Genomic DNA, 22,705 nt, shown 5'->3' on the forward strand with positions numbered 1-22,705 from the left:
CGGGACACGTGGTAAGAGTGCGGACAGTTCGGCGCCGGTGACGGCGGCGTCGTCGTCGTCGATGAGGTGGTGGGCGAAGCGTTCGGCGGGTGGCCACCCGGGCTGCAGGACGCTGCGGCTTCTCAGATCGAGGTAGCGCGCGTGGCCCGATCCCCTCCTCGTCACGTGGCGCTCGATCACGTAGCCGTAGCCGAGATCCGCGAGCGCTGGAACGGCACTGACGACCTCATCGGGCACAAGTCGGTCCGGTCGATCCAGGTGGGGACAACGAAGATATTGTCGGCGACGGGGGCTTCGGTGGCTTCCAGGAGGGACCAGACGCGGGCTCCCTCGACCAGGTGCTCCCAGGGCGCGGTCCAGTCGAGGCCGGTGCCGGAGACGCCGTACGTCTGGCCGGCGTCCACTCGCCAGAACTGGGAGTAGAGGACCAGTTGGGAGTGGCTGGCCAGGTCGCCGATGATCTCCGCGAAGTGGGCCGAGGGCCAGCCGGGGCTGTCCAGTCCGGTACTTGCTTGCAGCCGGGCGGTCAGGGAGGGGACGACGGGGCTGCGGGCGCCGAGATCGGTCAGGGCCCAGCGGATGGCGACGGGTTCGGACTCGTCGGGTGGAGTCCGCCGCTCCAGGCAGGCGCGGTAGGCGCGGCGCAGGGGCTTAATCGCGTCCTCGATCTCCAAGATCGCCAGGGCCGAGGCCGCCCACTGCCGGACGGTGGGGTTGTCGTCGTCGAGCAGGGGGATCAGGGTGGGGCCGCAGTGGGGGTCGGCGACTTCCTCGAAGACTTCGATGGCGGTCAGCTGCCCGAAGCCCCCGAGGGAGGGGAGGGCGTCGAGGATGGCGGGGATGGCGACGCATCCGATGTGGATCAGTTCAGCGCGGGCGTCGTAGGACTCGCCGGACTCGCCGTCGAGCTGCTGGGCGAGCCTCTCGATGTGGGTGGTCATGACGCCGGGTGGTCCCGGCGCCAGAATGTGGGGAGCCACCAGCAGAGCACCGAGCGGTCGTCGGGCCACGGGGCTCGGTCCTCGGCCTCCCAGTCCTCGAAGCAGTCGCGCGTCAGGTCGATGGGGCGCCAGGCAGGGTCAAGCGGCTCGTCCTCGGCCGGAGGGCGGACATGCCGACGGCCGTGTTGGTCGCAGGCTCCGAAGTCCTGGTAGTTGCGCTGGGCCTCGATCAGGGAGACCTTGTTCGCTCCGCCGCCCATGGTCGGCCAGCGGAACTGGACCCCGTCGTCCTCCCAGAAGCAGACGGGGCAGATCTCGTACGAGCCGGGCATGTCGTCGAGCACGCGGTGCCCGCAGCAGGGACAGGGGTAGGAGTCGCTCACCTGCGCAGTCTCGTTGCAGGTCCCACCGGTGTGCCATGGATTTCTCTGCCTCGGGCCCCCGACCAGTCCGCAGCCAGTCCGCAGGACACTCGTAAAAGGCCGTCGGGAGCCAACGCATCCCAATGAGGAAATCCCAGGTCAGGGCTCTGGGAGGGGCTCCGCCGCAGGTCAGGATCAGACCGCAGACATTCCGCTTCAATGTGTAGCGGTTGACATATCACCACGTCGCCGATCCGGTAAACGTTCAGGTCGAATGGGGCCTGACTCGTCAGGGTCAGGCCCACGGATTTTTACCGTGCCGCAGCGCTCGTTCGCGGACCCACTTCCGAAGTCCGCTTGAACAGCGGTGACGGCCACCCCGCCCGGTGCGGTGGATGCCGGGCCCGGGGTCAGTTCGGTGGTGTGGGCTGCCTGCCGCTCCAGCGGAGTGTGACGTCGAGGTGGGTGCTGGTGCCGGCGCTTGCCAGGACCGCGCCGAGCTTGGCGTCCAGGACGACACCGAAGGTGACTTCCACCTCGTCGGGCCGTTCGGCGACCTCGCGGAACTGGCCGATCACCTCGGACGCGGCGGCGGTGATCGGCGTCAGTGCCTGGCGGAGGCTTTCTCCCGCGCTCTCCAGACGGGTTCCCAGGCCCACGGCTCCGGTTCCGGTGCGGGCGGGTGGGGCTACGAGGACGGCGGTTCCGTCGTCGAGGGTGAACCGGATGGCGTCCGCCATGAAGTCTCCTTGGAAGGGTCAGTGAGGGTTCGGGGTGCCGCAGAGCGGCTTGGGCGGTGGCGGGGACTGCGGGGACGCATACCCGAGTTCGTTCTGGACCTTGTTGAGTGCCGCCAGCAGTGGCGTCGGCTTTTTGCCGTTCGCGTAGTCCAGCACCGCTCGGTAGAAGGCGGCGGACACATCGGGATCCATCGCGTCGGCGGCGCTGAAACAGAGCGTGTAACGGGAGGAGCGGAGTATTCCGGCTATCCGGCCCTGGGTGGTGTTGTCGTACTCCGTCACCTTCTTGTCGGCGGAGAGCGCGAAGCCGGGTTGGTTCACCCAGACCCGCTGGGCTTCCGTACTCGCCAGGTACCTGATGAACTCGTCGGCGCTCTTGCTCCGGGTGAACTTTCCGACGAAGTCCGCCGAGACCTCCAGGGCGTCACGAGAGGACGGTACGTACGTGTACTGGTCGTCCCTCACCTGGTCCGACTCGAAAGGCATCGCGGACAGGGCGCCGTGGCTCAGAGAACACCCCTTCGTGGTCATGCTCCTGCCGGCATCGCGGAAGTTGAGCGTGGACGCGTCTTCGAGGGAGTCCGCTACGAGGTTCCCCCACGTGGTCCAGGCGTCTTCGACGGGCCCCTTGTCCCACGCCTTGGCACCCGAGGCCCAGGCGGTGTAGGTGCCGGCGTCCGCGTCGGAGAGCAGGATGTCCGCTATCCAGTCGGCGCCCGGCCAGCCGGAGGTCGGACCGGACTCCAGTCCCAGGCACCAGCGGTAGGAGCCGGCCCGCAGGGCGGTCCAGCTCTCGGCCGGCCGCGCGGTGGACCTGGCGTCGTACCAGATGAGGCTCTTGACGTCGGCCTTGACGGGGACCGCGTAGACGTCCTCGCCGTTCATGCCGAGCCCGCGGAAGGGCTGCACATACGCGTCCGTGTCGACGTCGAGCTTCAGGAGGTCCCTTTCCTCCCGGTACTTGGTGATCGCTCCCACACTGGGCAGCACGGCCAGGTCGGGCTTCGCGTCCGCGGCCACCGCGGCGTCGAGCTGCTGGGTGAGGGCACGAGTGACCTGCGGTTCCACGTCGATGCCGGGGTGGTCGCGTTCGAAGTCCTTGACGACCGCGTAGAACGCTGCGAACTCGGTACCGGACCAGGGAACCATGATCGTCACCTTGTCCTTCTCCGGTTCGCCGCACGAGACGGACGCCAGGAGCAGTCCGAGGAGCAGGGCGCAGCGCAGGAGCGGTGCGTAAGGTCTTCTCATGGGCGAGGGAACCTGTACTCGGCGAGTCGGGGGCGGTAGGCCAGATACGCGAGCGCACCGGCGGCGGCGAGCACGGGCAGCGCGATCGCCACGGGTGGTGGGTTGATCGTGCACATGGCCACGCTGATCGACGCGGTGGCCGGCGTGGCCACGACGAGGGCCGGGCCCGGGTAGCGCCGGAAGCGGTGGACGAAGATGTAGCCGGTCGCACAGACCAGCAGCAGCATGACCGCCAACGGTCCGATGAACAGCGGCCGGAGGAGGCCGGGGTCGCGCCAGCCCGAGTGGTGCCGGCGATCGCGTGCTTCGACCTCCAGGTCCCTGAGATCGCTGAGCGACTGCCGGAGACCGCCCGTGAAGGGGACCGGGTCCTTGCCGTCGTACTCCCGTGTGTCGTCCAGTGCGTCCCGCGCTCTCTCCAGGCCCGGTTTCCCGTCGAGGACCGCCGTGTTGGCCATCTGCACACACGTGGCCAACTGGCCCTGGACGAACTGGATGTGGCTGAGTCCCCGATCCCCGGCCGCGTTCCCCTCTGTCGCCGAGGTGAGGAGGGAGCTCACACGGGCGGTGGCGTTGGCGAAGTCGCCGCTGGTGCCGATCAGGTCGATCGCCCCGGTCCGGGAGACGGCGTCGAGCGCGGTGCCGGCCTTCCCGGCCTGTTCGCGCGCGTCCTCTATGTGCCGGATGGCGGTCCCCGTGCGGTGAGCGGCGGCGATCTGCTCTCCGGCCCCGTTCGCCACCACCAGGTACAGCAGCGCCGTCACCGCCACCATGCCCAGCACGCCCGCCCTCAGCCAGCGCAGCACCATGACCGGATGGGGCCTGCGCGGCAGCCCGCCGTTCACCACGCGTCCACCGGTCCACCGGTCACACCCACGTCCCCGAACCGATGCCCGCACTCCTCGCAGAACTTGGCCGTGGGCGACGTCGGCGTCCTGCCGCACCGGGGGCACACGCGTGGCGGACCGGAGTCACCGAGCGGGAGTTCGTGCGGCTCGACCGGTCGGCTCACGGTCTTGGTCGAGTCGACGCCGATTCCCAGCATCTGTCCGCGGGAGACGTCCCGCCGCACCTGCGGCCGGCCGTCGGGGCCGTCGGCCGCCACCGCGCGCAGCAGCCGCAGGCGCGTGGTGTCCCGGAGGGAATCCGCGAGGCCGATCGCGAGGCGCAGTTCGTGGTCCGCGCGGTCGAGGTCTCCGCGCAGATGGGCGTCCGCGCAGGCGCGCATGGCCATGCCGAGTTCGCGTTCGTTCTCGACGCGGGTGAGGTCGGGGGAGCGGGCGATGCCGAAGCCGGGTGTCGGGCGGCGGCGTACGACCATGGCCGCGGTCTCCGAGCAGGGCCGGCGGGTCCCGTCGGGGAACTCGGCGTGCAGGGTGACACGGGCGGCGCGCAGGAGCTCGTCGACGGTCAGACTGTCGGGGTCGAAACGGAAGGAGACCTGGTACTGGCGGGTCTCCGGAGCCCAGGAGCCCAGGGGGACGTGCGTCTCTCCGTCCCGCTGTTGACGCGCCGTCAGTTCGGCCTCGACCGGGCGGGTCTGCCGTACGAACGCGAGCTGGAAACGGCTGTTGGGGCGCAGGCCCAGATACACCCGGGGTACGACGATCCGCTGCGCGTCGTGCATCAGGCGGGTGAAGTCCCCGGCGAGGCCGGAGATGGTGACGACGGCCTCGGCGGTGCCGTGCAGGGCCTCGGTGACGCGGAGGAGTTCGGTGTAGTGCCAGTCGTCGCCCAGGCCCCTCGCGTGGCAGATGAACCGGTCGACGCACGACGTGAGGATGTTCCCGAGCTGTTCGGGCGTTTCGTGCTCGTCCTTGCCGTCCGTGTAGAGCACCGCGTGGCGCACCGTGCCGGGGGATTCCACCGACGCGAAGAGGCGGCGGGCGCGGTCCAGCCACTGGCCGATCGCCGTGCCGCCTTCCGGGAGCTGGCCGATGACCCGGAGCTTGGCGTCCTCCCGGGCCCGGGCGTCGACGCGGGCCAGGCCCTCCGTCGTCGGGAAGATCACGTCGGCCTTGTGGTTGCCCGCGATGATCCCCAGGTGGGTGCCGTCCCGCAGGGCGTCGATGGCCGCGCACATCGCGCGTTTCGCCTCGTCCAGTCGGTGTCCGGACATGGACAACGAGCGGTCCATGATGAGGATCCCGGCACTCGGGGTCTGCGGCGCCGAGCCCGCGGCGGCGTGTGCCGCGACGGTGATCAGGGCGTCCGCGCGCCCCTCGTCGTAGGGCAGATCCGAGGGTGAGTCCACTTCCAGGGCGAAGCCGAGTCCCAAGGATGGCCTGTTCCCCACCGGCGCCCCCGATCTGCCGCTGCCTGGTGCCGCTACGGAGCGTACTGGCGCCCTCGACGGAACGTGCTACGAGCTTAGCCTCCCGAACGCTGATCCGGAACGGGAATGACCCGATCTGCCATGCTTTCCCGGCCATCCCCAACTCAGCGCCGGACGCAGCCGGTTCGCCAGGTCCACCAGTGCGACGTACTCACGCTCGGTGGGTGCGTGCGGGCCGAGGGCGCGGATCGTGTCGGACAGTTTCAGCCGGTCATGGGTGTACAGGAACTCCGCGTACTGGATCTCGGCACGCAGTGCGGCGGCCGCCGCCGCGTTCACGTCGAGGCCTGGCAGGGCCGCCCTGGCCCGGGCCACGTCGTCCTCGGTCGGCGCCTGGTGGTCCGGATCGGAGAGGACCATGACGCGCAGGCGTACCGCCGCGACGCGCGCCTCGCGCTCGTAGCGGAACTCCCCGGCCAGCTTCTGGGCGACCTCGACCGCCTCCGCGCGCTCGCCGGCCAGCAGCAGCATGCGGGCCAGGCCGAAACCGGCCGCACCGAGCGCGGGGGCGGTGTCGAAGACCTCGCTGTAGTGCGACCGCGCGACGGTGCGGTCGCCGCGGAGCTCGGTGCACAGGCCGAGGGCGAGGTGCGGTATCAGCTCACCGGGAAGTGCCCTGCGCACCTGGGCGAGTGCGACGGCGGCCCGCGTCGGGGACCCGTCGGCCAGGGCGATCAGGCCGCGGTACCAGTCGGTCAGCCAGTGCCAGTCGGGCAGGCCCGCCGCCGCGAGCCGCCCTGCCGCCGCCGCGGCGTCCTTTCTGCGCAGGGCGAGTCGGCTCTCGGCCAGCGCACTGCCGGCCGAGCCGGTGACGCCCGGGTCGTCGGGATCGGACAGGGGCGCCGGAAGGGTGGCCGCGACGTCGCCGGGTTCCGGTGCGGAGAACGGCGCGGGCATCTTCAGCGGCGCTTCCTGGTCCGGCTGCGCCTCGACCCAGTGGGCAAGAGGCCGGGCCGCGCCCAGCCCGCCGTGCAGTGGCTCCGGCGCCGCGCCGAACAGGGCCGAGGGACGGGCCACCTGACGGTGCGTCGGCGGGGCCGCCACGACCTGTCGGATGACACCGCTGAGCTGCTCCGCGAACTGCCGTGCCGACCCGAACCGCCGCCACCGCTCGGGGTGCGTGGCACGGTCAAGCAGCAGATGGAGCGAGTCGACGCCCGGAGCGGAGCGGTCCGTCCCGTGGGAGCGGCAGACCTCGCGCAGGGTCATGCCGAGTCCGTAGAGGTCGAAGCCGGGGCCGGGGCGCAGATGTTCCGGATCGGACTCCGGCGGTGCGTACGCCCTCGTGTACGCCACGACCGGCCCGGTGTCCTTCGTCTGGCTGCGTACCGCGCCGAAGTCGATGAGCCGCACCCTGTCGAGCGCGCCCGCCGGGTTCTCCTCGCGGAAGCGGATGATGTTCAGGGGTTTGACGTCGCAGTGCAACAGGCCCCGGGCGTGGAGGTAGTCGAGTGCCTGGAGGACCCGGACTCCGTGCGCGAGGAGGGTTTCGAGACGGTCGTCGGCGCGGGCCGAGAGCGGTTCGCCCGGCACGTATTCGAGGACCAGGTGCGGCCCTTCCGCCTCGTAGCCCAGGATGCGGACGATGCTGTCGTGCCGGAGCTCGACCAGGACATCCCGTTCGTGCAGGGCGGTCTTGGCCACCGACTTGTGCAGGGCCTTGAGGACGACGTGGGTCGCGAGGTTCCGGTCGTGGGCGAGGTAGGCGGCGCCGTACGCCCCCGAACCCAGGGTGCGTCTGACGTCGTAGCGGCCGGCGATGGTGAGGCCGCCCGGCTGCGCGAAGTCGAAACGGGTGCCGCAGTGCGGGCAGAAACCGGCGGTCAGGCCCGGCTCGCCGTCGTGGTCGCGGCCGACCGGCTGTCCGCAGGAGGGGTTGGGGCAGAAGCGGTACGGCTCGGGGACCGGGTCCGACGAACCCGCCGGTACGTCCGGGGCCTCCGGGGCCTGCACGGGGTCGACCAGGGCGAGGCCGTACCAGGGGTCAGCGCGTACCCGCGCCACGCCGACGCTCGCACCGTCCCGCGTCGGCGGCACCGGTTCCGGAACGGGGCCCGTCGGCGCGGCGCCGTCCCGCGGCAGTGGCTGGCGGTCGCACACGTCGCAGAAGCCCTGCGCGTCGATCGCGCCGCCCCCGCAGCCGGGGCGGTTGCACATCTGACGGCCCGTCCCCACGTGTCACCTCTCGTCGAAGCGTCGGTTGACCTCGTCGATGTAGCGCCTGACCAGCTCGCGGGCGGCCCGGAGGTCGATCGGCTCGGTCCCCAGGGCGCGGGCGGCGGGGGCGTGCCGATCGGCGAGCCGCGGGTCCTCGTCGCCGAAGTGCCGCGCCGCCCGGACGCGGTGCAGTTCCAGGGAGGTGGTGAGGTCCTCGTGGGCTGTGATCAGCCGGCTCAGGTCGTGCTCGAACTCGGTCAGGGCGGCGCGGGCGTCGTCGGCCTGACCGAGGATCGCGGTGAGTTCGGGGTTGGGCTCCGTCGCCCGGGCCACGGCCAGCCGGACCCGTAACCGGGGGGCGGTCAGGGGTGGCGGCCGGGGTGCGGCGAAGAACCGTACGCCCCACTCCTGGTGCAGCGCGGACGCGGCGTCCTCCTGCGCGGCGAGTTGTCCGACGGCCGTCTGGACCTCGGCGGCGCTCACGCCTCGGGCGGCGTCCCCGCGGAGCGGTTCGGGGTCGAGGGAGACGTCGTAGGCCAGACCGGCCGGTGGCATGCCCTCGAAGCCGAGGACGAGGCGGACCCCGCGTGACCGGGCGCGGGCGGCCAGTTGCCCCAGCAGCTCCCGTACGAGGTCTTCCGGGTCCTGGGCCCGGTCGACGCCGCCCACCACCAGGCAGGCGGGCGGTCTGCGGCGCAGCAGTTGCCGCCGCACCTCGTGGGTGTTTCCGCCGTCGAGCCCGAACCGGCCCGTGAGATAGCCGCTGAGGTCGCCGACCGACTTGCCGCGCGCGTCGTAGGCCGCGTCGATGGTGCCGAGCCCGAGGACCGTGCCCCCGGGGGCACCGGTGAGTTCGGCGTCCGTGACGCCGGCCCGGGCCGCCGGACCGCTCGTCCGCACCAGACGGACGAGCCAGGAGTCGCCCACGGCGTTCGTACCGCCGGTGCCGACGACGGCGGTGCCGGACCAGCCGCTGTCGAGCAGCCGGGTGAGCTCCCGGGTCAGCGCCAGCCGCAGCGGGTCGCCCAGCATGTCCCCGGGCAACTCGCCGCGTGAGGGACCCAGTTCGTCACTGCCCTCACCGCCGGTGAACTCCTTGATCCCGGGCAGATACCTCAGGATCGTCTCGGTCGGCAGCATCCAGGCCGCCTTCTCGTCACCATGGACGTAGTCGGCCACCACGATGCCGATCACCCGGCCGTCGAACTCGCCGCCCACCGCCATCGCCCCGGCGCCCGAGTATCCCGGCTCGATCCACGGGTCGCCCCGGCGCACCCGGTTCAACAGGCCCCACTCGCCCTGCCGGTGACCGGATCCCGCCAGCCGCGCGTCCGTCCCCATGCCGAACGGTGTGTGGTCGGGAAAGCCGTACACCTGGACCGTGCCGCCGGAGATGGGTGCCTTCCACAGCGTGGTCCGGGTGCCGCAGCCGGCCGGCTCGTCGAGTTCGAGCAGGGCCACGTCGCCGCGTTGCGTGCCGTGGTCGTGCACCCACGTGCCCGGGGCCACGCGCGCGGTGCGGGTCCACTCGGGGCGGCACGCCACACTGCTGATCCGCACGCGGGACGTGGTGCCCCCGGGGGCCGCCCCTGCGTACCGGATCACATGCGCGCAGGTGAGCACATGCCGGTCGTCGAGCAGCACTCCGGCGCCACAGGGCGTGCCTTCCTCGTCGTCCACTCGCACACGCCACGGACGGTCACTGTGGTGATGCAGCGCCATACGCCCAAGATATGGCAACGAGCGCCACATTGACCCGGGTTGTCGTGAGGAGACCCATCCAGGCCGTCACGTCCGTACGTCCGGTTCGGCCGGCGCCACCGCCTCACCGCGCACGCTCACCCCCACGTACCGGACCGCGCTCCCGGTGCGCCGGCCGTTCGGTGTGATCTTTGATGACGGTCTCGAATCGAGCGCTGGGGATGACCAGTTGTAAGTGGCCGCGCGCCGCCTGGAGCGGACCGGGTCTCGACGGACACAACCGCGGAGACTCCCTTGCCCCGGCGTGTGATCACTGTGGGCACGTCGTCGCGATCAGCACGTTCCACGACCTCGGCCAGGTGTGCGCGCACGTCGCGGATGGACTCTATGGGCAGTGGGTGAGTCATGCCCTCAAGTGCGCCGAGTGTCCCATGTGTACACAGCGCCTGGACGGCTTTGTCGCCACGGTCGGATGCTGGACGCGCATGGACTCCGCCCGTGCCGGATCGGTGCTGGATGCGGCCGCACGGAAATCCGTTTGGCCCCCGCCACTCCCGACGAGGTGGCGCTCGCGTCCGGGGCGGCGGCCGGCCCGCCGACGGCGCGCCCGCTCCCCTCCGCGCGGCGTCGTTCGCTCCTTTCCTCGGCAGGCGGTCCCGCCCGGTCACGGTTGGTAACCTCCCGGGATGACCGCGATCTTCGACGAAGCCGTCCGTGCCCGGCTGCGGGCCCCCAACATCTGGTACGTCGCCACCGTGTTCGCCGACGGGGCGCCGCAGGTCAGCCCGATGTGGGTGGATCTGGAGGGAGAGGGTGAGCTGACCTTCAACACCTCGGTGGGCCGGGTGAAGGAGGAGAACCTGCGCCGTGATCCCCGCGTCTGTCTCTCGCACGCGGACGCCGCCGATCCCTTCGACCGGGTGCAGATCAGCGGCGAGGTGGCCCGCTTCGTCGACGGTCGGGAGGCGCACGACCGGATGGACCGGCTGGCCCGGAAGTACCTGGGTGGCGAAGGGTTCGAGTGGATCATGCCGGGGGAGCGGCGGGTCGCGGTGATCGTGCGCCCGGTCAAGGTGCGGCACATCGTCGGGGTGGAGCGCTTCCGGCCCGGTGGCCCCGTCCCCGCGCCGTGACCGGGCGGCAGCCTCCCCTGAGCCCTGAGCCCTGAGCCCTGAGCCCTGAGACGGCGGATCCACCGGCGCGGATGTCTCTCGCTGTCCGGAATCCGCCTGCGGGCCGGGCAGCGCTTCGGAGGCTCCTGCCGGGACGCCAGCCAGGTGCACGTGCGGTAACGCCGTGCTCATCTCGGCCGAGGACTACGCGGCGCTGCGTGAAGGCTCGTATCGGTCACGGCCCGGTCGTACCGGTCAGGCGCGGTCCCCGGGGGACTGGGCGGCACGTTCCGCGTTCTTCTCCTTGATGCGGGCCGCTTCCTTACGGACGTCCGCCTGGGTGGCGCGTTCCCGGACCAGCCATTCGGGGCTGTCCGCCTTCAGCGCGTCGATCTGCTCCGTGGTGAGGGGGTCCGTCACGCCGCCGCGGGCGAGGCCCGCGATGGAGACGCCCAGTTTGGCCGCGACGACCGGGCGGGGGTGCGGGCCGTTGTCGCGGAGGGTCGTCAGCCACTCGGGCGGGTCGGTCTGCAGTGCGTTCAGCTCGTTGCGGGAGACGACGCCCTCCTGGAACTCCGCGGGGGTGGCCTCCAGGTACACGCCCAGCTTCTTCGCCGCGGTCGCGGGCTTCATCGTCTGGACAGTGGTCTTGTGCGATGTCATGAAGTCAAGCGTATCGAGCGTGTGAGCGGCCTCTGACCACGGCCGGTAACCTGGCCGGGTGACAGGCTCGGACACACCTCCCGCATTCAGGCTCGCCTACGTACCGGGGGTGACGCCCGCCAAGTGGGTACGGATCTGGCACGAGCGGCTGCCCGGGGTGCCCCTGACCCTCGACGGGGTCTCCGCCGCCGAGGCGCCCGACGTGCTGCGTGGCCGGGGCGCCGACGCCGGGTTCGTGCGGCTGCCGATGGACCGGACGGGGCTGAGCGCGATTCCCCTCTACACCGAGACGACCGTCGTGGTGGTGCCCAAGGACCACGTCGTGGCCGCCGTCGAAGAGGTCTCCGCCGAGGATCTGGCCGACGAGGTGGTGCTGCACCCCCTTGACGACACTCTGGAGTGGGAGCGGCTGCCGGGGCTGCCCGCGGTCGAGCGGCCCGCCACGACGGAGGACGCCGTCGAGCTGGTGGCGGCGGGGGTGGGGGTGCTCGTGGTGCCGCAGTCGCTGGCCCGGCTGTACCACCGCAGGGACCTCACGTACCGGCCGGTGACGGACGCCCCCGAGTCGCGGGTGGCGCTGTCGTGGCTGGAGGACGAGACCACCGACCTGGTGGAGGAGTTCATCGGGATCGTCCGGGGGCGGACCGTCAACAGCACACGGGGGCGTCCCGCGCCCGCCCCCGCCGAGAAGGCGAAGCCGAAGCCGGCGTCCAGGAGTGCGGGGCGGGGCGGTACGGGGCGGAAGCCCGGTGGCGGCGGGCCGGCCAAGGGCGGGGCGAAGCGCGGGAAGCCGCGCCGCCGGTCCTGAGCGGCGGTTCCGAGGGCCGGTCCTGAGCGGTCGCGGGAACCGGGGCCGCCCCCCGCACGTCCCTCTCCGTGATGGCGCTACGTGAGAGGTACGGAGACGAGAAGCCGGTCACCCGCGGGTGGGCCGGATGCCTGGCCGTGGTGGGCGGGTTCCTGGCGGGGGCCGTGGTGTGGATGGCCGGCGCCGGGCCCGGGGTGCGGGGCGCGCTGGAGGGGGAGCGGGACTACAGCCTCCTCTACGTCGAACTGCCCCTGCTGCTCTTCGGGATGCCCGCGCTGGCTCTCGGCGTCTGGGCGCTGGTCACCGGCGTCCTGCGGGTCAGGGAGGGCGTGGCCGCGCTCGTCATGGTGGCGGTGCTCGCCCTCGCCGCGTGGGCCGGGTTGGAGTGGCTCGACGTACGGACCGCCCCGTTCCGGCCCGGGGCCCGCTGGTGACCCGCTGACGCGGGGCGCTATCGGTGCGCCCCGTCGGTGCGGACGTCCAGTTCGCCGATGCCCGCACCCGAGCCGGCCGCGGCGTGGAGGGTGACCCTCACGTGACGGGCCGGTGCGCCCGGCCGCAGCGGCTGCCAGTGGGCCGCGTCCGTGGACGTCTCGATCTCGTACCCGGTGGGGCGCGGATCCGTCCACCGCGGGGTGACGGCGGCGACCTGCTCCGTACGGCCCAGATCGACCGTGAGCGCCGCTGTGGCGTCCTTGGGGACCCACGCGGTCGCCGGACTGCCGTCGACCGCCGCCGCCGCGTACAGGCCCGGCTGCTCCGAGGTGGCGCTCGCCGGGCGGCAGCGGGCCGCGTTCCGCGTCGCGGTGAGGTCGGGGCGGCGGGTGGGGAGCGTGAGCGTGGAGTCGAGCCGGCGGTCGCCCGCCGGGGTGTGGAGGGTGAACGGCGCGCCGGACGTCAGCCGCACCGTGGTCTCGTGGGCGCCGAGGGCGACCTCGTACGTACGGCCCTGCCAGCGCAGCCCCCGTACGGTCACGCCCCGCGCGAGCTGCGGCGGCAGCATCGGGTCGAGCCGTACGCCGTCCGCGCGCTGCCGCAGCCCCGTCAGACCGTGGGTGAAGACCTGGAGGAAGCCGCCCTTGCCGGTCAGGAAGTCCTGCGCGGGTGAGCCCGAGAGCGGGTCGTCCGCGCCCGCCTTGTCGCCGCGCGCCTCGGAGAAGAGCGCGAACGGGCCCCGGACGAAGGGCCTGATCGCCCGCTGGAGGTACGTGTACGTCGCGCACCCCGGCTCCCCGATCTCCGCGGCGTCGATCGCGTGGACCGAGTCCGTCATGGCGGGCCCGTCCGGATCGGTGCGTTCCGCGTAATAGTCGAGCGTCGCCGCCGCGGCGCCCGGGGGCATCGGCCACTCCAGGGGATAGGTCAGCAGGACGGTGTCGGCCTGTTTGATGCGCGAGCCGTTGTACCCCGCGTACTGAAGGTAGATCTTGCGTTCCGGGTCGTAGGGGATACGGATCCGCTCCGCGATACGGGTCCACACGGCAGGGGGTTCCTCGCCGACGAGCACGGCGGCCTCGGTGGCGCGGCGCAGCGCGGTGGCGGCGCCCGCGTTGGTGAAGACGCCGTCCGTGACGCCGTTGCTGTACTCGTCGGGGCCCGCGACCTCCTTGACGGAGTAACCGCCGTCGCCGTCGGCGGTGACCCGGGAGGCCCAGAACTCCGCGATCCCCTTCAGCAGCGGCCAGCCGCGCTCCCGCAGCCAGCGGTGGTCCCCGGTCGCCTCGTAGTACTGCCATACGGCGAGCGCGATGTCGCTCTGCAGATGGATCTGGGTGACACAGTGCGGCGGATTCCAGGACTGGCATTCCGACCAGAGATGGCCGGAACCGCCGCTGGTCCACGGGTAGAACAGCCCTTTGAAGCCCAGCTTCCCGGCGTTCTCGGCGGCGGCTTCCCTGGTGCGGTAGCGGTACTCCACGACGGAGCGCGCCAGTTCCGGGCGGGTGGCGAGCAGACCGGGGAACATGAAGACCTCGGCGTCCCAGAAGATCAGGCCCGCGTAGTTGTCGCTGCTCGTTCCCGTCGGCGCGATGCTGTCGGCGGAGCCCTCGCGGGCGCCGGTCAGCAGCCCGTACTGGGCCGCGCGCAGCCAGGCGAGCAGGTCCGGCCGCCCGGGGACCTCGACATCGGCGGACCACAGGGGCGCCCACGCGGCGGCGTTGGCGGCGAACAGCGCGGGCCAGCCGCGTCCGGCCGCGCGCCGGGCCGCGGCGACGGCGGCGGCGCGCGGGTTCCTCGCCGTCAGCGCCGTGTTGACGCCCACGTACTTCACGACGGTGTACGTACGGTCCGCCCGTACCTCCACGGGGCCCCGGAGGACGGGCCGCAGCGCCGAGGCGACCGCGCCGGCCGTCCCCGTCCCTTCGGTACGGAAGGTGTCGGCGCTCACGTCGGCCGCCACGTCGGCCGCCACGTCGGCCTGGTCGCCGGTCCGCCCGTCGTCTCCGGTACGGGTCAGCCGGCGCGCCCCGCGCCAGTCGAGCGCGGCGGTGACGGTGGCCGTGCCGCTCCAGCGCGGGGTCAGCCGCAGCCGTACGGCGCCGGTGTGCGCGTCGGAGCGGTCGGTGAGCACCTCGTACGTCAGGTCGGTGACGCGGCCGTCGGCGGCGGTCCAGCGCAGGCTGGTGACGACGGCCCCGCAGCGCAGCAGCAGGCGCTGGCGGTAGTGGGAGATCCGGCTGCCGGGGCCGAAGGTCTCGTCGCCCACGCGTACGTCGAGCGTCGTCCAGGTGGGCAGGGCGGCGATCACCTGGCGGTCGGCGGTGGTCCCAGGATCGTGGGCGTAGAGCCCCGCGGCGAACGCGCCGTCGTAGCGGGGCGTGTACAGCGGCCATCCCGTCGCGCCGCCCGGCTCGTCGTAACCGGCGCCGGTGGGCGGGACGCGGATGCCCAGATAACCGTTGCCGGTGTACGCGTGGTAGCTGTCGGCGGGGTCGATCCGGGTGGCGGTGGGGGACCAGCCGGGCCCGGTCTCCTGCCCGCAGGGCGGTCCTGACGAGGCGTCGGGCCCGGGGGCGGTGCGGGCGCCCCGGGCGGGGCCCGCGTACGAGGGCGGCGGGACGGCCAGGAGCAGCGAGGCGGCGACGAGCGGTGCGGCGAGACGGGTGCGGGGGGAAGGAGAGGGGGAGATCACGGGTACGACGGTAGGAAGGGCGTGCCCGGTGTCCCGGTGCGGCGCGCGTGGCGGAGGGGCCGGGATGTGGCGGTTCCTCCGGGAAGCCGCAGCGTAAACGCGAATCATCACTTCGAGTGAAACCTTGGCCCACGCTTGCGGTCCACAACCGACGGTTGCCAATCTGTTGCTGTCTGTCAACCTGATGGGAGTGGCCCGTGGCCTTCGGTGAGCAGCCCGCTTATCTGCGCGTGGCGAGTGATCTGCGCGAGAAGATCGTCAACGGCGCGCTGCCCCCGCACACCCGACTCCCGTCGCAGGCCCGCATCCGCCAGGAGTACGGCGTGTCCGACACGGTCGCGCTGGAGGCACGCAAGGTGCTGATGGCCGAGGGCCTGGTGGAGGGCCGCTCCGGGTCGGGTACGTACGTACGGGAGCGGCCCGTGCCGCGCCGGATCGCACGGTCCGGCTACCGGCCGCCGGTGGGGTCCAGCCCGTTCCGCCAGGAGCAGGCGGAGGCGGGCGTGCGGGGGACGTGGGAGTCGAGGAGCGAGCAGGACGAGGCGTCGCAGGAGATCGCCGCCCGGCTCGGCATCGAGCCCGGCGACCGGGTGATGCGTACGCGCTACGTCTTCCGGGAGGCGGGCGATCCGATGATGCTCTCCACCTCCTGGGAGCCCTTGGCGGTGACCGGGCGTACGCCGGTGATGCTGCCCGAGGAGGGGCCGCTCGGGGGGTGCGGGGTGGTGGAGCGGATGGCGGCCATCGACATCGTCGTGGACAACGTCCTGGAAGAGGTCGGCGCGCGCCCGGGGCTGGCCGACGAGCTGATCACGCTCGGCGGCGTGCCCGGCCATGTCGTGATGGTCCTGGAGCGGACGTACTACGCGTCGGGGCGCGCGGTGGAGACGGCGGACGTCGTCGTCCCCGCCGACCGCTACCGCATCGCCTACCACCTTTCGGTCAAATGACCGGAGGGCGGGTGTTCCCGCCCGCACGGCGGTGACGGGGAGCGCGCTCCGGCGGGTTCGCCGGACCTCCCGTGCGCCGCTCCCGCGCCCTCGCGGACCGGCCGTGACGCGTCTGACCACGGCCGATTCCCGCTCCCGGGCCGGTGCCGTCCCGGGGGTGGAGCGGCTTTCCTGGCACGCGGGCGGGGGCCGGGGCCGGGCGGCGGGAGCGGCCTGCGGAGGGGGCGCGTTCGGCTGAATGCGCCCCCCGCCCCCGGTTTTCGGCGCTTTGTTGGCCGGATGCGTACCTCTTTGTGTAAACCCGTATTCGCTCAGTAAAGGTCAGGCGTACGCTCGGGCATATGCGGAATGCGGTTTCCTGGAGATCTTCGGAAAGACGCGGGTCGTCGGTGGAAGGGGCTCGATGAACGACAGCGGAGCCCTGCTCCCATGGCTGGTCATACGGCAGGACGACAACGGCAATCGCTACCGCGTCGGCAGGTACGCCACGGAGGACGAGGCCCAGAAGATGGCCGACGGCCTCGGGGCGCGCGGACACCGGCAGGTGTACTGGGTGGAGCGCGTCAGCCAGACCACCCCGTAGGAAGGCCCCATGGTGGGGCCGTAGCGCGCACCGCCCCGTAGCGCGCTCGCGTTACGCTCCGGCGCATGAGTGATCGTGTGGTGGTGGCGGGCGCCGTGTACGACCGCGGCAGGCTGCTGGCGGCCCGGCGCAGCGCGCCGCCCGAGCTGGCCGGCCGCTGGGAGCTGCCCGGCGGCAAGGTGGAGCCGGGGGAGAGGCCCGAACAGGCCCTCGTGCGTGAGCTGCGGGAAGAACTGGGCGTGGAGACGCGCCCGGTGGAGCGGGTCCCCGGCGAGTGGCCGCTCAAGCCGGGCTATGTACTCCAGGTGTGGACGGCCCGGCTGCTCGCCGGGGAGCCCGAACCCCTGCCCCTTGAGGACCACGACGAGCTGCGCTGGCTCGGCCCGGACGAGATCCACACGGTGGACTGGCTCGACCAGGACCGCCCGGCGGTCGCGGAGGCGGCGCGCCGGCTCCCGTGAGGCCGGTGCAGGCGCCCCGGCGCTCCGCGCCCCATGTCTCATGCCCGGTGCCTCGGCCTCGTGCCCTGCGCGCCGTGCCCGCTCCTGCTCCGGGCCCAGGCCCAGGCCCGTACCCGCTCCGGGCCCGTACCCGCTTCCGCTCCGGGCCCGGCGGCTCCCGGTGCCCCGCGAGCGTAGTTGTCCTGAAATCCGGGTATATGTCGAACTGCCCCTCTCGCACGGATGAGGGTCTGCCGTCGGTCCTGGGATGTGGTCGGCTTGATCGACACAGCGGATGGCGCCCGCGCCGAGTGGACCTTCCCTGCCGAACCCGACACCGTACGCACCGCACGTCACGCGGTTCATGACACCCTCCACGCCTGGGGCGCGCCCGCCTCCCTCCGTGACATGGCGGTCCTGCTCGTCAGCGAGCTGGTGACCAACTCCCTGCGCTACACCTCCGGGCCGATCGGCGTACGGCTCGCGGTGCACGCCCTCGCGGCCGAGGGGGCCGGAGGTGCCGGGGATACCGGGGGTGCCGGGGATCGCGGGGGCCTCGGTGGGGGACCGGCCGGAGCCGGCGCCGCTCTGCTGGTGGAGATCTCCGACCCGCTGCCCGAGCCCCCGACGGAACGTCTCGCCGGTCCAGAGGACGAAGGGGGCCGCGGGCTGGGTCTCGTGGCCTGTTCCGCACGGCGCTGGGGGACGCGGCGCGGGAAGACGGGCAAGACCGTGTGGTTCGAGCTGCCCCTCCCTGGTTAGAAGAGTGAAGGGAGAACGATCACGACGGACTCGGCTCAAAAAGAGCGAGACTGTGCTGTGATCGTGAACGGCGTGCCGGCCGGGGCCGTAGTGCTGAATACTGCGGGCATGGCCGGTCCGGTGCGTGAGCTGGAGGGGACGGTCGCGTGAGCGAGATATCTGGGACGGCGGGCGACGTCGTGTGGCAGAGCAATCCGCCCGGCTCGATCTATGACTACATCAAGGTGGCTTCCTTCTCGATCGGCCCCGACGGGCTGGTCGACCAGTGGAGCGGGCGTGCCGCGGAGCTGTTCGGGCTCAGTGCGCACCAGGTCAGGGGCCGGGACCCGGTCGAGGTGTTCGTCCCGGCGGACCTGCGCCCGCAAGGTCACCGCGCGGTCAAGGAGATCCTCGACGGCAAGGAGTGGACCGGACTGGTCCCGTTCCGCACCGGCGAAGGGGTCAAGGAGCACGGGCTCGCCGAGATCTATGTCATGCCGAGCGAGACGGAGAACGGCGATCGGGGGGCGCTCTGTCTCGTCGTGGACGTGCGGGCGCTCCAGCGGATCGAAACCGATCTCGCCTCTTCGCAGGCGATTTTCGGCCAATCTCCTTTCGGATTCATGCTGTTCGGCACCGACCTCAAGGTGCGGCGCGCCAACGAGCGCTTCGCGACGGTCTTCGGTGGCGCCGTCGCCGACCACCGGGGCCGCACGGTCTACGACTACCTCTCCCGCCCCGAGGCCGACCGGCTGACCGGGGCCCTCAAGCGGGTCCTGGAGACCGGAGACACCGTCAGCGACCTCCAGATCGTCGGCACCGCGCCCGAGGACCAGGAGCGGCGGCACTGGTCGATCAACCTCTACCGGGTGCACAGCGGCTCGGGGCGCGCGATCGGCGTCGCCGGAGTCGGTACGGATGTCACGCGCCGTCACAACGCCGCCCGGGAGGCCGCCAGCGCCCGGCGCGACCTCGCGCTCCTCAACGAGGCCAGCGCCCGGATCGGCAACTCCCTCGACCTGGAGACCACCGCGCGCGAACTGCTCGGGGTCGCCGTGCCCGGTTTCTGCGACCTCGCAGCCGTCGACCTCTACCAGTCCCTGCTCACCGGCGAGGAAGCGCCACCGGGCCGGTGGGGCTCCTCCGGCGCCGAGTCCGGCGGCGGCAGCGCCAGGCTGCGCCGGGTCGCCTTCGCCAGCGCCGTCTCCGACGGCCCGCTGGGCGTGCCGGGCGGTGGCGACGGATACGTGCCGCCGGATGTCGGCGCGGTCCACCGATTCCCGTTCAATTCGCTGAGCGCGAGCGCCCTGCGCACCGCCCGGGTGCAGTCCATCCCTGGGCAGACCGGCAGTCTCGTACAGTCCACGCTGGCCGTTCCGATGGTCGCCCAGGACACGGTCATCGGCCTCGCCCAGTTCTCCCGTACGAAGGGCAGCGAGCCCTTCGGCGACCAGGACCGGGCGCTCGCCGTCGAACTCGCCGCACGCGCCGCGGTCTGCATCGACAACGCCCGCCTCTACCGCAGGGAGCACGAGCGCGCTCTCATCCTCCAGCGCAGCCTGCTGCCGCCGGGGGACCCCGAGGCCGCCGGTCTCGACATCGCCTGCCGCTATCTGCCGGGCAACACCGCCACGGAGGTCGGCGGCGACTGGTTCGACGTCATCGAACTGCCCGGCCACAGGACCGCGCTGGTCGTCGGCGACGTCATGGGTCGCGGCCTGCGGGCGGCCGTCGCGATGGGCGAACTCCGTACGGCCGTACGCACCCTGGCGCTGCTCGACCTGGAGCCCGCCGAAGTGCTCTCCGCGCTCGACGAGATCGCGCGCGGCCTCGGCACCCCCAGCGGGGCGCAGCAGGCGTCACGGGTCGCCCACAGGTCCCGCGACGCGGAGCTGTCCGAGGTGTACCTCGCCACCTGCGTGTACGCCGTCTACGACCCGGTCACCCGGCGCTGTACGTTCGCCAACGCGGGCCATCCGCCGCCCGTCGTCGTCGAACCGGACGAGGCGGCGCTGCTGCTCGACGTGCCGCCAGGCATGCCGCTCGGCGTGGGCGGGGAACCCTTCGAACAGGTGGAGGTCGACCTGGCCGAGGGCTCGCTGCTCGCCCTCTACACGGACGGGCTCGTCGAGTCACGGGACCAGCCGCTCGACGAGGGACTGAGCGCCTTCCGCGCGGCCCTCGGCGACGCGGCCCGCCCGCTGGAGGACGTCTGCGACCACGTCCTCACCACGCTCGACACCCGGCACGGCGAGGACGACATCGCATTGCTGATGGCGCGGATCCAGGGGCTGCCCGCCGAGGCCGTCGGCGACTGGAGCCTGCCGCGCGAGCCGCGTTCGGTGGGCCGCGCCAGGGAGCTGGCCCGCGCGCAGCTCGTCGCCTGGGACCTCGAACCGCTCGTGGACACCGTCGAACTGCTCGTCAGTGAGCTGGTCACCAACGCCCTGCGGTACGGCGAGGGCGAGATCAGGCTGCGGCTGCTGCGCGACCGTACGCTCGTCTGCGAGGTCTGGGACGCGGGCCTCGTCCAGCCGCGGAGGCGGCGGGCCCGCGACACCGACGAGGGCGGCCGGGGGCTGCAACTGGTCGGGCTGCTGAGCGCGGCGTGGGGGTCGCGCCGTACGCCGCGCGGCAAGACGGTCTGGTTCGAACTCGCCCTCCCGGACGGGGACTCGACGGCGGAACCGACCGTGGAGCAGCTTCTGAGCATGTTCTGAGCCTCCTGAGCCCGCGTGTGTTTTCAGCCCGCGCGTGCCGAGCCGGCGCGTGCGCCGAGCCCGCGCGTGTGCCGTGGGGAGGGGCGGGCACCCGGGAGGCGGACCCGCCCGGCCCCTCGTGGCGCTCGTGGCCCTCGTGGGAGGGCTTCCGGGGAGGGATCAGAACCGGCCGCCGCCGCCCATCCGGCCGCGCGTACCGCCGCCGCCGAAGCTGCCGGGACCACGCCCGCCGCCGGACAGGCCGCCGATGACGATGCCGCCGAGCAGGGCCCCGCCGACGCCGCCGCCCGTTCCCCGTACACCGCTCGCGCCGTAGTGGCTCCCGTACGACCGCACGTCCCGCTCCGCGAGTTCCTGCGCCTGCCGGGCCAGCGCGTCCGCCCGCTGGGCCTCCGCCCGCGCCGGCCGGATCTCGCCCGTCCCCGCCTGGGCCCGCGCCCACTCCAGCCGCCGCCGCGCCTCCGCGAGCCGCGTCCGAGCCTGGCTGCCGACCGCCCCGCGGTGCGTGGTGACGTAGTCGGCGGCGGCGCCGATCGCCGAACGTGCCGTCAGCATCGCCTGGTCGAGGAGCGAGCCCGCCCGCCGGCCGCCCGCCTCCCGCTGCCTCCCGCCGGTCGGCGCCGCGTCCAGCGCCTCGTCCAGCACGGCGGCCGCCTCCTCGACCCGGCGCAGGGCGTCGATCGGGTCGTACGGTCCCGCGTTCACCGCACGCCGAACCGCCGCCGTCACCGCCTCGGCGCGGCCGATCCCGCCCCGGAGACCGGCCGTAGGCACGTCGGCCGGGGCGTCCTTCAGCAGGCCCCGGGCGTCTACGAGGTCCGTCTCCGTCGCCGTGAGCGCGCCGGGGAGCTTCCCGGCCGCCTCCGCCAGCTCCCGCGCCCGCCGCTCGACCGCGCCGACCAGCGTCTCCGCCTGCCCGACGGCACCCTCGGCGGCCCGTATGTGGACGGCGGCCCGCCCGTTCTCCCCGGACTCCACGAACCCGCCCGCCGTGTCCAGGCTGTCGGACGCGAAGACGAGCCGGTCCTCCGCCTGGGCGGGGCAGTCGGCGACCGGAGCGGACGCCGACCCGGCGTACCGTTCGCGCAGCCCCGCGAGCGTGGTGCGCGCCGCGCCGGCCCGGTCGCCCAGCTCGCGGAACGCCGTACGGGCCGTGGCGAGCGCCTGTGGCGCGTTCCGCTCCAGGGACCGCAGCCGGTCGAACGCCCCGGACTCCGCGTCCAGCCGCCTGTCGGCCTCCGCGCAGCGGGCGACGATCTCGTCGAGCATCCGACGGCGGGTCGCGTCGTCCTCCGGACACGCGTCGTCCAGCTCCTGGCGCAGCCGGAACGCCACGGTCAGCTCGCCCTTCGCGAACGCCACCGCGTCGGTGAAGGGCGCCGCCTCCTCCGCCCCGAACCGCGCCCTGACGACGCCGAGTTCCTCCTCGCTGGTGCGCAGGGCGTCGTCCGTCCCGACGAGCCGCCGCCGCGCCCCGGCGTCCAGCTCGGTCAGCGGGGTCGCCGGGGGCTCACTCGGCCGGCCACCCGCCGCCCTGCCTCTGCCGGGGCCGGGGCCTCTGCCGTGGCCGGGCGTCGTACGGGCACCGACCCGGCGCCGGCGCTTGGCGAAGGCGTACGCGGCGACCGCCCCCGCCCCGACCACCACGACGACCGGCAGCACCAGATTGGTCGCGGCGCCCCCGTCCCGCGCGGCGCCGTACCCGTCGGCGGTACCGGTCGCCGCGCCCGCCTTGCCGGTGCTCTGCCCCTGCCGGGAGAGGGAGAGCGTGACCGGGTCCTCGGCGCGGGCGTCCTCCGCCCCGGGCAGGAGCAGCCAGCACGCCAGGACCAGCAGGGCCAGCAGGGACCGGCCGGCTGTGCGGGGCGGGGGGCGGCTTTTGAAGGGCGTCACATTTCGGAGGTTATGTCTGCGCGGAGGGGCCCGCGACCGGACTGGCGAGGGCCCGCCCCGGACTGGCGAGGGCCCGCCTGCGGGCTGCTGAGGGCCCGCCGGCGGGCTGCCGAAGGGGCCGCCGACCTGCCTCTCCCGTACGTCCTGCCTGGTGGCCGGCCCGTCCGCTAATGTC

General features: G+C 72.9%; 19 protein-coding genes and 1 pseudogene. 8 read left to right on the plus strand and 12 right to left on the minus strand.

Annotated features, from left to right (window positions below; genetic code table 11):
- Nucleotides 1-176: 176 nt before the first annotated feature.
- The 9 genes and pseudogenes from ACFXPL_RS06040 to ACFXPL_RS06080 all read right to left on the minus strand — a co-directional run.
- Nucleotides 177-941, minus strand: a complete 765-nt coding sequence (locus ACFXPL_RS06040; RefSeq protein ID WP_384913167.1) for a HEAT repeat domain-containing protein — start codon at nt 939-941, stop codon at nt 177-179.
- Nucleotides 938-1,324 (minus strand): CPCC family cysteine-rich protein, encoded by a 387-nt coding sequence (locus tag ACFXPL_RS06045; RefSeq protein ID WP_384913170.1) that lies wholly within the window; start codon nt 1,322-1,324, stop codon nt 938-940. Before ACFXPL_RS06045 ends, ACFXPL_RS06040 begins: the two co-directional genes overlap by 4 nt.
- 389 nt (nt 1,325-1,713) lie before the next feature.
- Complete coding sequence (locus ACFXPL_RS06050; protein ID WP_384913173.1) at nt 1,714-2,043, minus strand: CU044_2847 family protein; 330 nt, start codon at nt 2,041-2,043, stop codon at nt 1,714-1,716.
- An 18-nt stretch (nt 2,044-2,061) separates the two neighbouring features.
- Entirely contained in the window at nt 2,062-3,294 is a 1,233-nt protein-coding gene (locus ACFXPL_RS06055) for an extracellular solute-binding protein (protein WP_384913176.1), read from the minus strand.
- The gene (locus tag ACFXPL_RS06060; protein WP_384913181.1) at nt 3,291-4,139 is read right to left on the minus strand and encodes a hypothetical protein; all 849 of its coding nucleotides are present in this window, start codon (nt 4,137-4,139) and stop codon (nt 3,291-3,293) included. Before ACFXPL_RS06060 ends, ACFXPL_RS06055 begins: the two co-directional genes overlap by 4 nt.
- Nucleotides 4,136-5,572: a VWA domain-containing protein gene (locus tag ACFXPL_RS06065; RefSeq protein WP_384913183.1), complete on the minus strand. Its 1,437-nt coding sequence runs from the start codon at nt 5,570-5,572 to the stop codon at nt 4,136-4,138. Before ACFXPL_RS06065 ends, ACFXPL_RS06060 begins: the two co-directional genes overlap by 4 nt.
- A gap of 84 nt (nt 5,573-5,656) precedes the next feature.
- Nucleotides 5,657-7,804 carry a tetratricopeptide repeat protein gene (locus tag ACFXPL_RS06070; protein WP_384913187.1) on the minus strand — a complete coding sequence of 716 codons (2,148 nt, stop codon included), beginning with the start codon at nt 7,802-7,804 and terminating at the stop codon, nt 5,657-5,659.
- Between the two features lie 3 nt (nt 7,805-7,807).
- Nucleotides 7,808-9,538 (minus strand): serine protease, encoded by a 1,731-nt coding sequence (locus ACFXPL_RS06075; RefSeq protein WP_384913190.1) that lies wholly within the window; start codon nt 9,536-9,538, stop codon nt 7,808-7,810.
- Between the two features lie 215 nt (nt 9,539-9,753).
- A pseudogene (locus ACFXPL_RS06080) lies at nt 9,754-9,894 on the minus strand (type II toxin-antitoxin system Phd/YefM family antitoxin); the annotation flags it as partial.
- Between the two features lie 279 nt (nt 9,895-10,173).
- Between ACFXPL_RS06080 and ACFXPL_RS06085 the strand changes: the two are divergent.
- Nucleotides 10,174-10,620, plus strand: a complete 447-nt coding sequence (locus tag ACFXPL_RS06085; RefSeq protein WP_384913193.1) for a PPOX class F420-dependent oxidoreductase — start codon at nt 10,174-10,176, stop codon at nt 10,618-10,620.
- Between the two features lie 234 nt (nt 10,621-10,854).
- Here ACFXPL_RS06085 and ACFXPL_RS06090 read toward each other — a convergent pair whose 3' ends face one another.
- Complete coding sequence (locus ACFXPL_RS06090; RefSeq protein ID WP_384913196.1) at nt 10,855-11,262, minus strand: DUF5997 family protein; 408 nt, start codon at nt 11,260-11,262, stop codon at nt 10,855-10,857.
- A gap of 58 nt (nt 11,263-11,320) precedes the next feature.
- Between ACFXPL_RS06090 and ACFXPL_RS06095 the strand changes: the two genes are divergently transcribed.
- Together ACFXPL_RS06095 and ACFXPL_RS06100 are read left to right on the plus strand one after the other, a co-directional pair.
- A complete protein-coding gene (locus ACFXPL_RS06095; RefSeq protein ID WP_384913199.1) occupies nt 11,321-12,070 on the plus strand; it encodes a LysR substrate-binding domain-containing protein in 750 nt (249 codons plus the stop codon).
- A 71-nt stretch (nt 12,071-12,141) separates the two neighbouring features.
- A complete protein-coding gene (locus tag ACFXPL_RS06100) occupies nt 12,142-12,504 on the plus strand; it encodes a hypothetical protein (protein ID WP_384913202.1) in 363 nt (120 codons plus the stop codon).
- A 17-nt stretch (nt 12,505-12,521) separates the two neighbouring features.
- Here ACFXPL_RS06100 and ACFXPL_RS06105 read toward each other — a convergent pair whose 3' ends face one another.
- On the minus strand, nt 12,522-15,311 hold the full coding sequence (locus ACFXPL_RS06105; protein ID WP_384913204.1) for a discoidin domain-containing protein: 2,790 nt from the start codon (nt 15,309-15,311) through the stop codon (nt 12,522-12,524).
- Nucleotides 15,312-15,400: 89 nt separating this feature from the next.
- Here ACFXPL_RS06105 and ACFXPL_RS06110 point away from each other — a divergent pair, with 89 nt between their 5' ends.
- The 5 genes from ACFXPL_RS06110 to ACFXPL_RS06130 all read left to right on the plus strand — a co-directional run bounded on the left by ACFXPL_RS06110 (nt 15,401) and on the right by ACFXPL_RS06130 (nt 20,637).
- Complete coding sequence (locus ACFXPL_RS06110) at nt 15,401-16,153, plus strand: GntR family transcriptional regulator (protein ID WP_384913206.1); 753 nt, start codon at nt 15,401-15,403, stop codon at nt 16,151-16,153.
- A gap of 403 nt (nt 16,154-16,556) precedes the next feature.
- Entirely contained in the window at nt 16,557-16,736 is a 180-nt protein-coding gene (locus tag ACFXPL_RS06115; protein ID WP_384913209.1) for an SPOR domain-containing protein, read from the plus strand.
- A 65-nt stretch (nt 16,737-16,801) separates the two neighbouring features.
- A complete protein-coding gene (locus ACFXPL_RS06120; protein WP_384913212.1) occupies nt 16,802-17,197 on the plus strand; it encodes a (deoxy)nucleoside triphosphate pyrophosphohydrolase in 396 nt (131 codons plus the stop codon).
- A 249-nt stretch (nt 17,198-17,446) separates the two neighbouring features.
- Entirely contained in the window at nt 17,447-17,938 is a 492-nt protein-coding gene (locus tag ACFXPL_RS06125; RefSeq protein WP_384913352.1) for an ATP-binding protein, read from the plus strand.
- A gap of 146 nt (nt 17,939-18,084) precedes the next feature.
- Nucleotides 18,085-20,637: a SpoIIE family protein phosphatase gene (locus tag ACFXPL_RS06130; RefSeq protein WP_384913215.1), complete on the plus strand. Its 2,553-nt coding sequence runs from the start codon at nt 18,085-18,087 to the stop codon at nt 20,635-20,637.
- Between the two features lie 159 nt (nt 20,638-20,796).
- Here ACFXPL_RS06130 and ACFXPL_RS06135 read toward each other — a convergent pair whose 3' ends face one another.
- Nucleotides 20,797-22,530, minus strand: a complete 1,734-nt coding sequence (locus ACFXPL_RS06135; RefSeq protein WP_384913218.1) for a TPM domain-containing protein — start codon at nt 22,528-22,530, stop codon at nt 20,797-20,799.
- Nucleotides 22,531-22,705: the final 175 nt, after the last annotated feature.

It is taken from the genome of Streptomyces sp. NPDC059092 (assembly GCF_042756365.1).
In the GTDB taxonomy this organism is placed as follows: Bacteria; Actinomycetota; Actinomycetes; order Streptomycetales; family Streptomycetaceae; genus Streptomyces.

Bases quoted from the DNA above. Each gene is read 5' to 3' on its own strand.
- ACFXPL_RS06040 (WP_384913167.1), bottom strand. From the start codon at position 941: ATGACCACCCACATCGAGAGGCTCGCCCAGCAGCTCGACGGCGAGTCC.
- ACFXPL_RS06050 (WP_384913173.1), bottom strand. From the start codon at position 2,043: ATGGCGGACGCCATCCGGTTCACCCTCGACGACGGAACCGCCGTCCTC.
- ACFXPL_RS06055 (WP_384913176.1), bottom strand. From the start codon at position 3,294: ATGAGAAGACCTTACGCACCGCTCCTGCGCTGCGCCCTGCTCCTCGGA.
- ACFXPL_RS06075 (WP_384913190.1), bottom strand. From the start codon at position 9,538: ATGTGGCGCTCGTTGCCATATCTTGGGCGTATGGCGCTGCATCACCAC.
- ACFXPL_RS06085 (WP_384913193.1), top strand. From the start codon at position 10,174: ATGACCGCGATCTTCGACGAAGCCGTCCGTGCCCGGCTGCGGGCCCCC.
- ACFXPL_RS06090 (WP_384913196.1), bottom strand. From the start codon at position 11,262: ATGACATCGCACAAGACCACTGTCCAGACGATGAAGCCCGCGACCGCG.
- ACFXPL_RS06100 (WP_384913202.1), top strand. From the start codon at position 12,142: ATGGCGCTACGTGAGAGGTACGGAGACGAGAAGCCGGTCACCCGCGGG.
- ACFXPL_RS06105 (WP_384913204.1), bottom strand. From the start codon at position 15,311: ATGATTCGCGTTTACGCTGCGGCTTCCCGGAGGAACCGCCACATCCCG.
- ACFXPL_RS06115 (WP_384913209.1), top strand. From the start codon at position 16,557: ATGAACGACAGCGGAGCCCTGCTCCCATGGCTGGTCATACGGCAGGAC.
- ACFXPL_RS06120 (WP_384913212.1), top strand. From the start codon at position 16,802: ATGAGTGATCGTGTGGTGGTGGCGGGCGCCGTGTACGACCGCGGCAGG.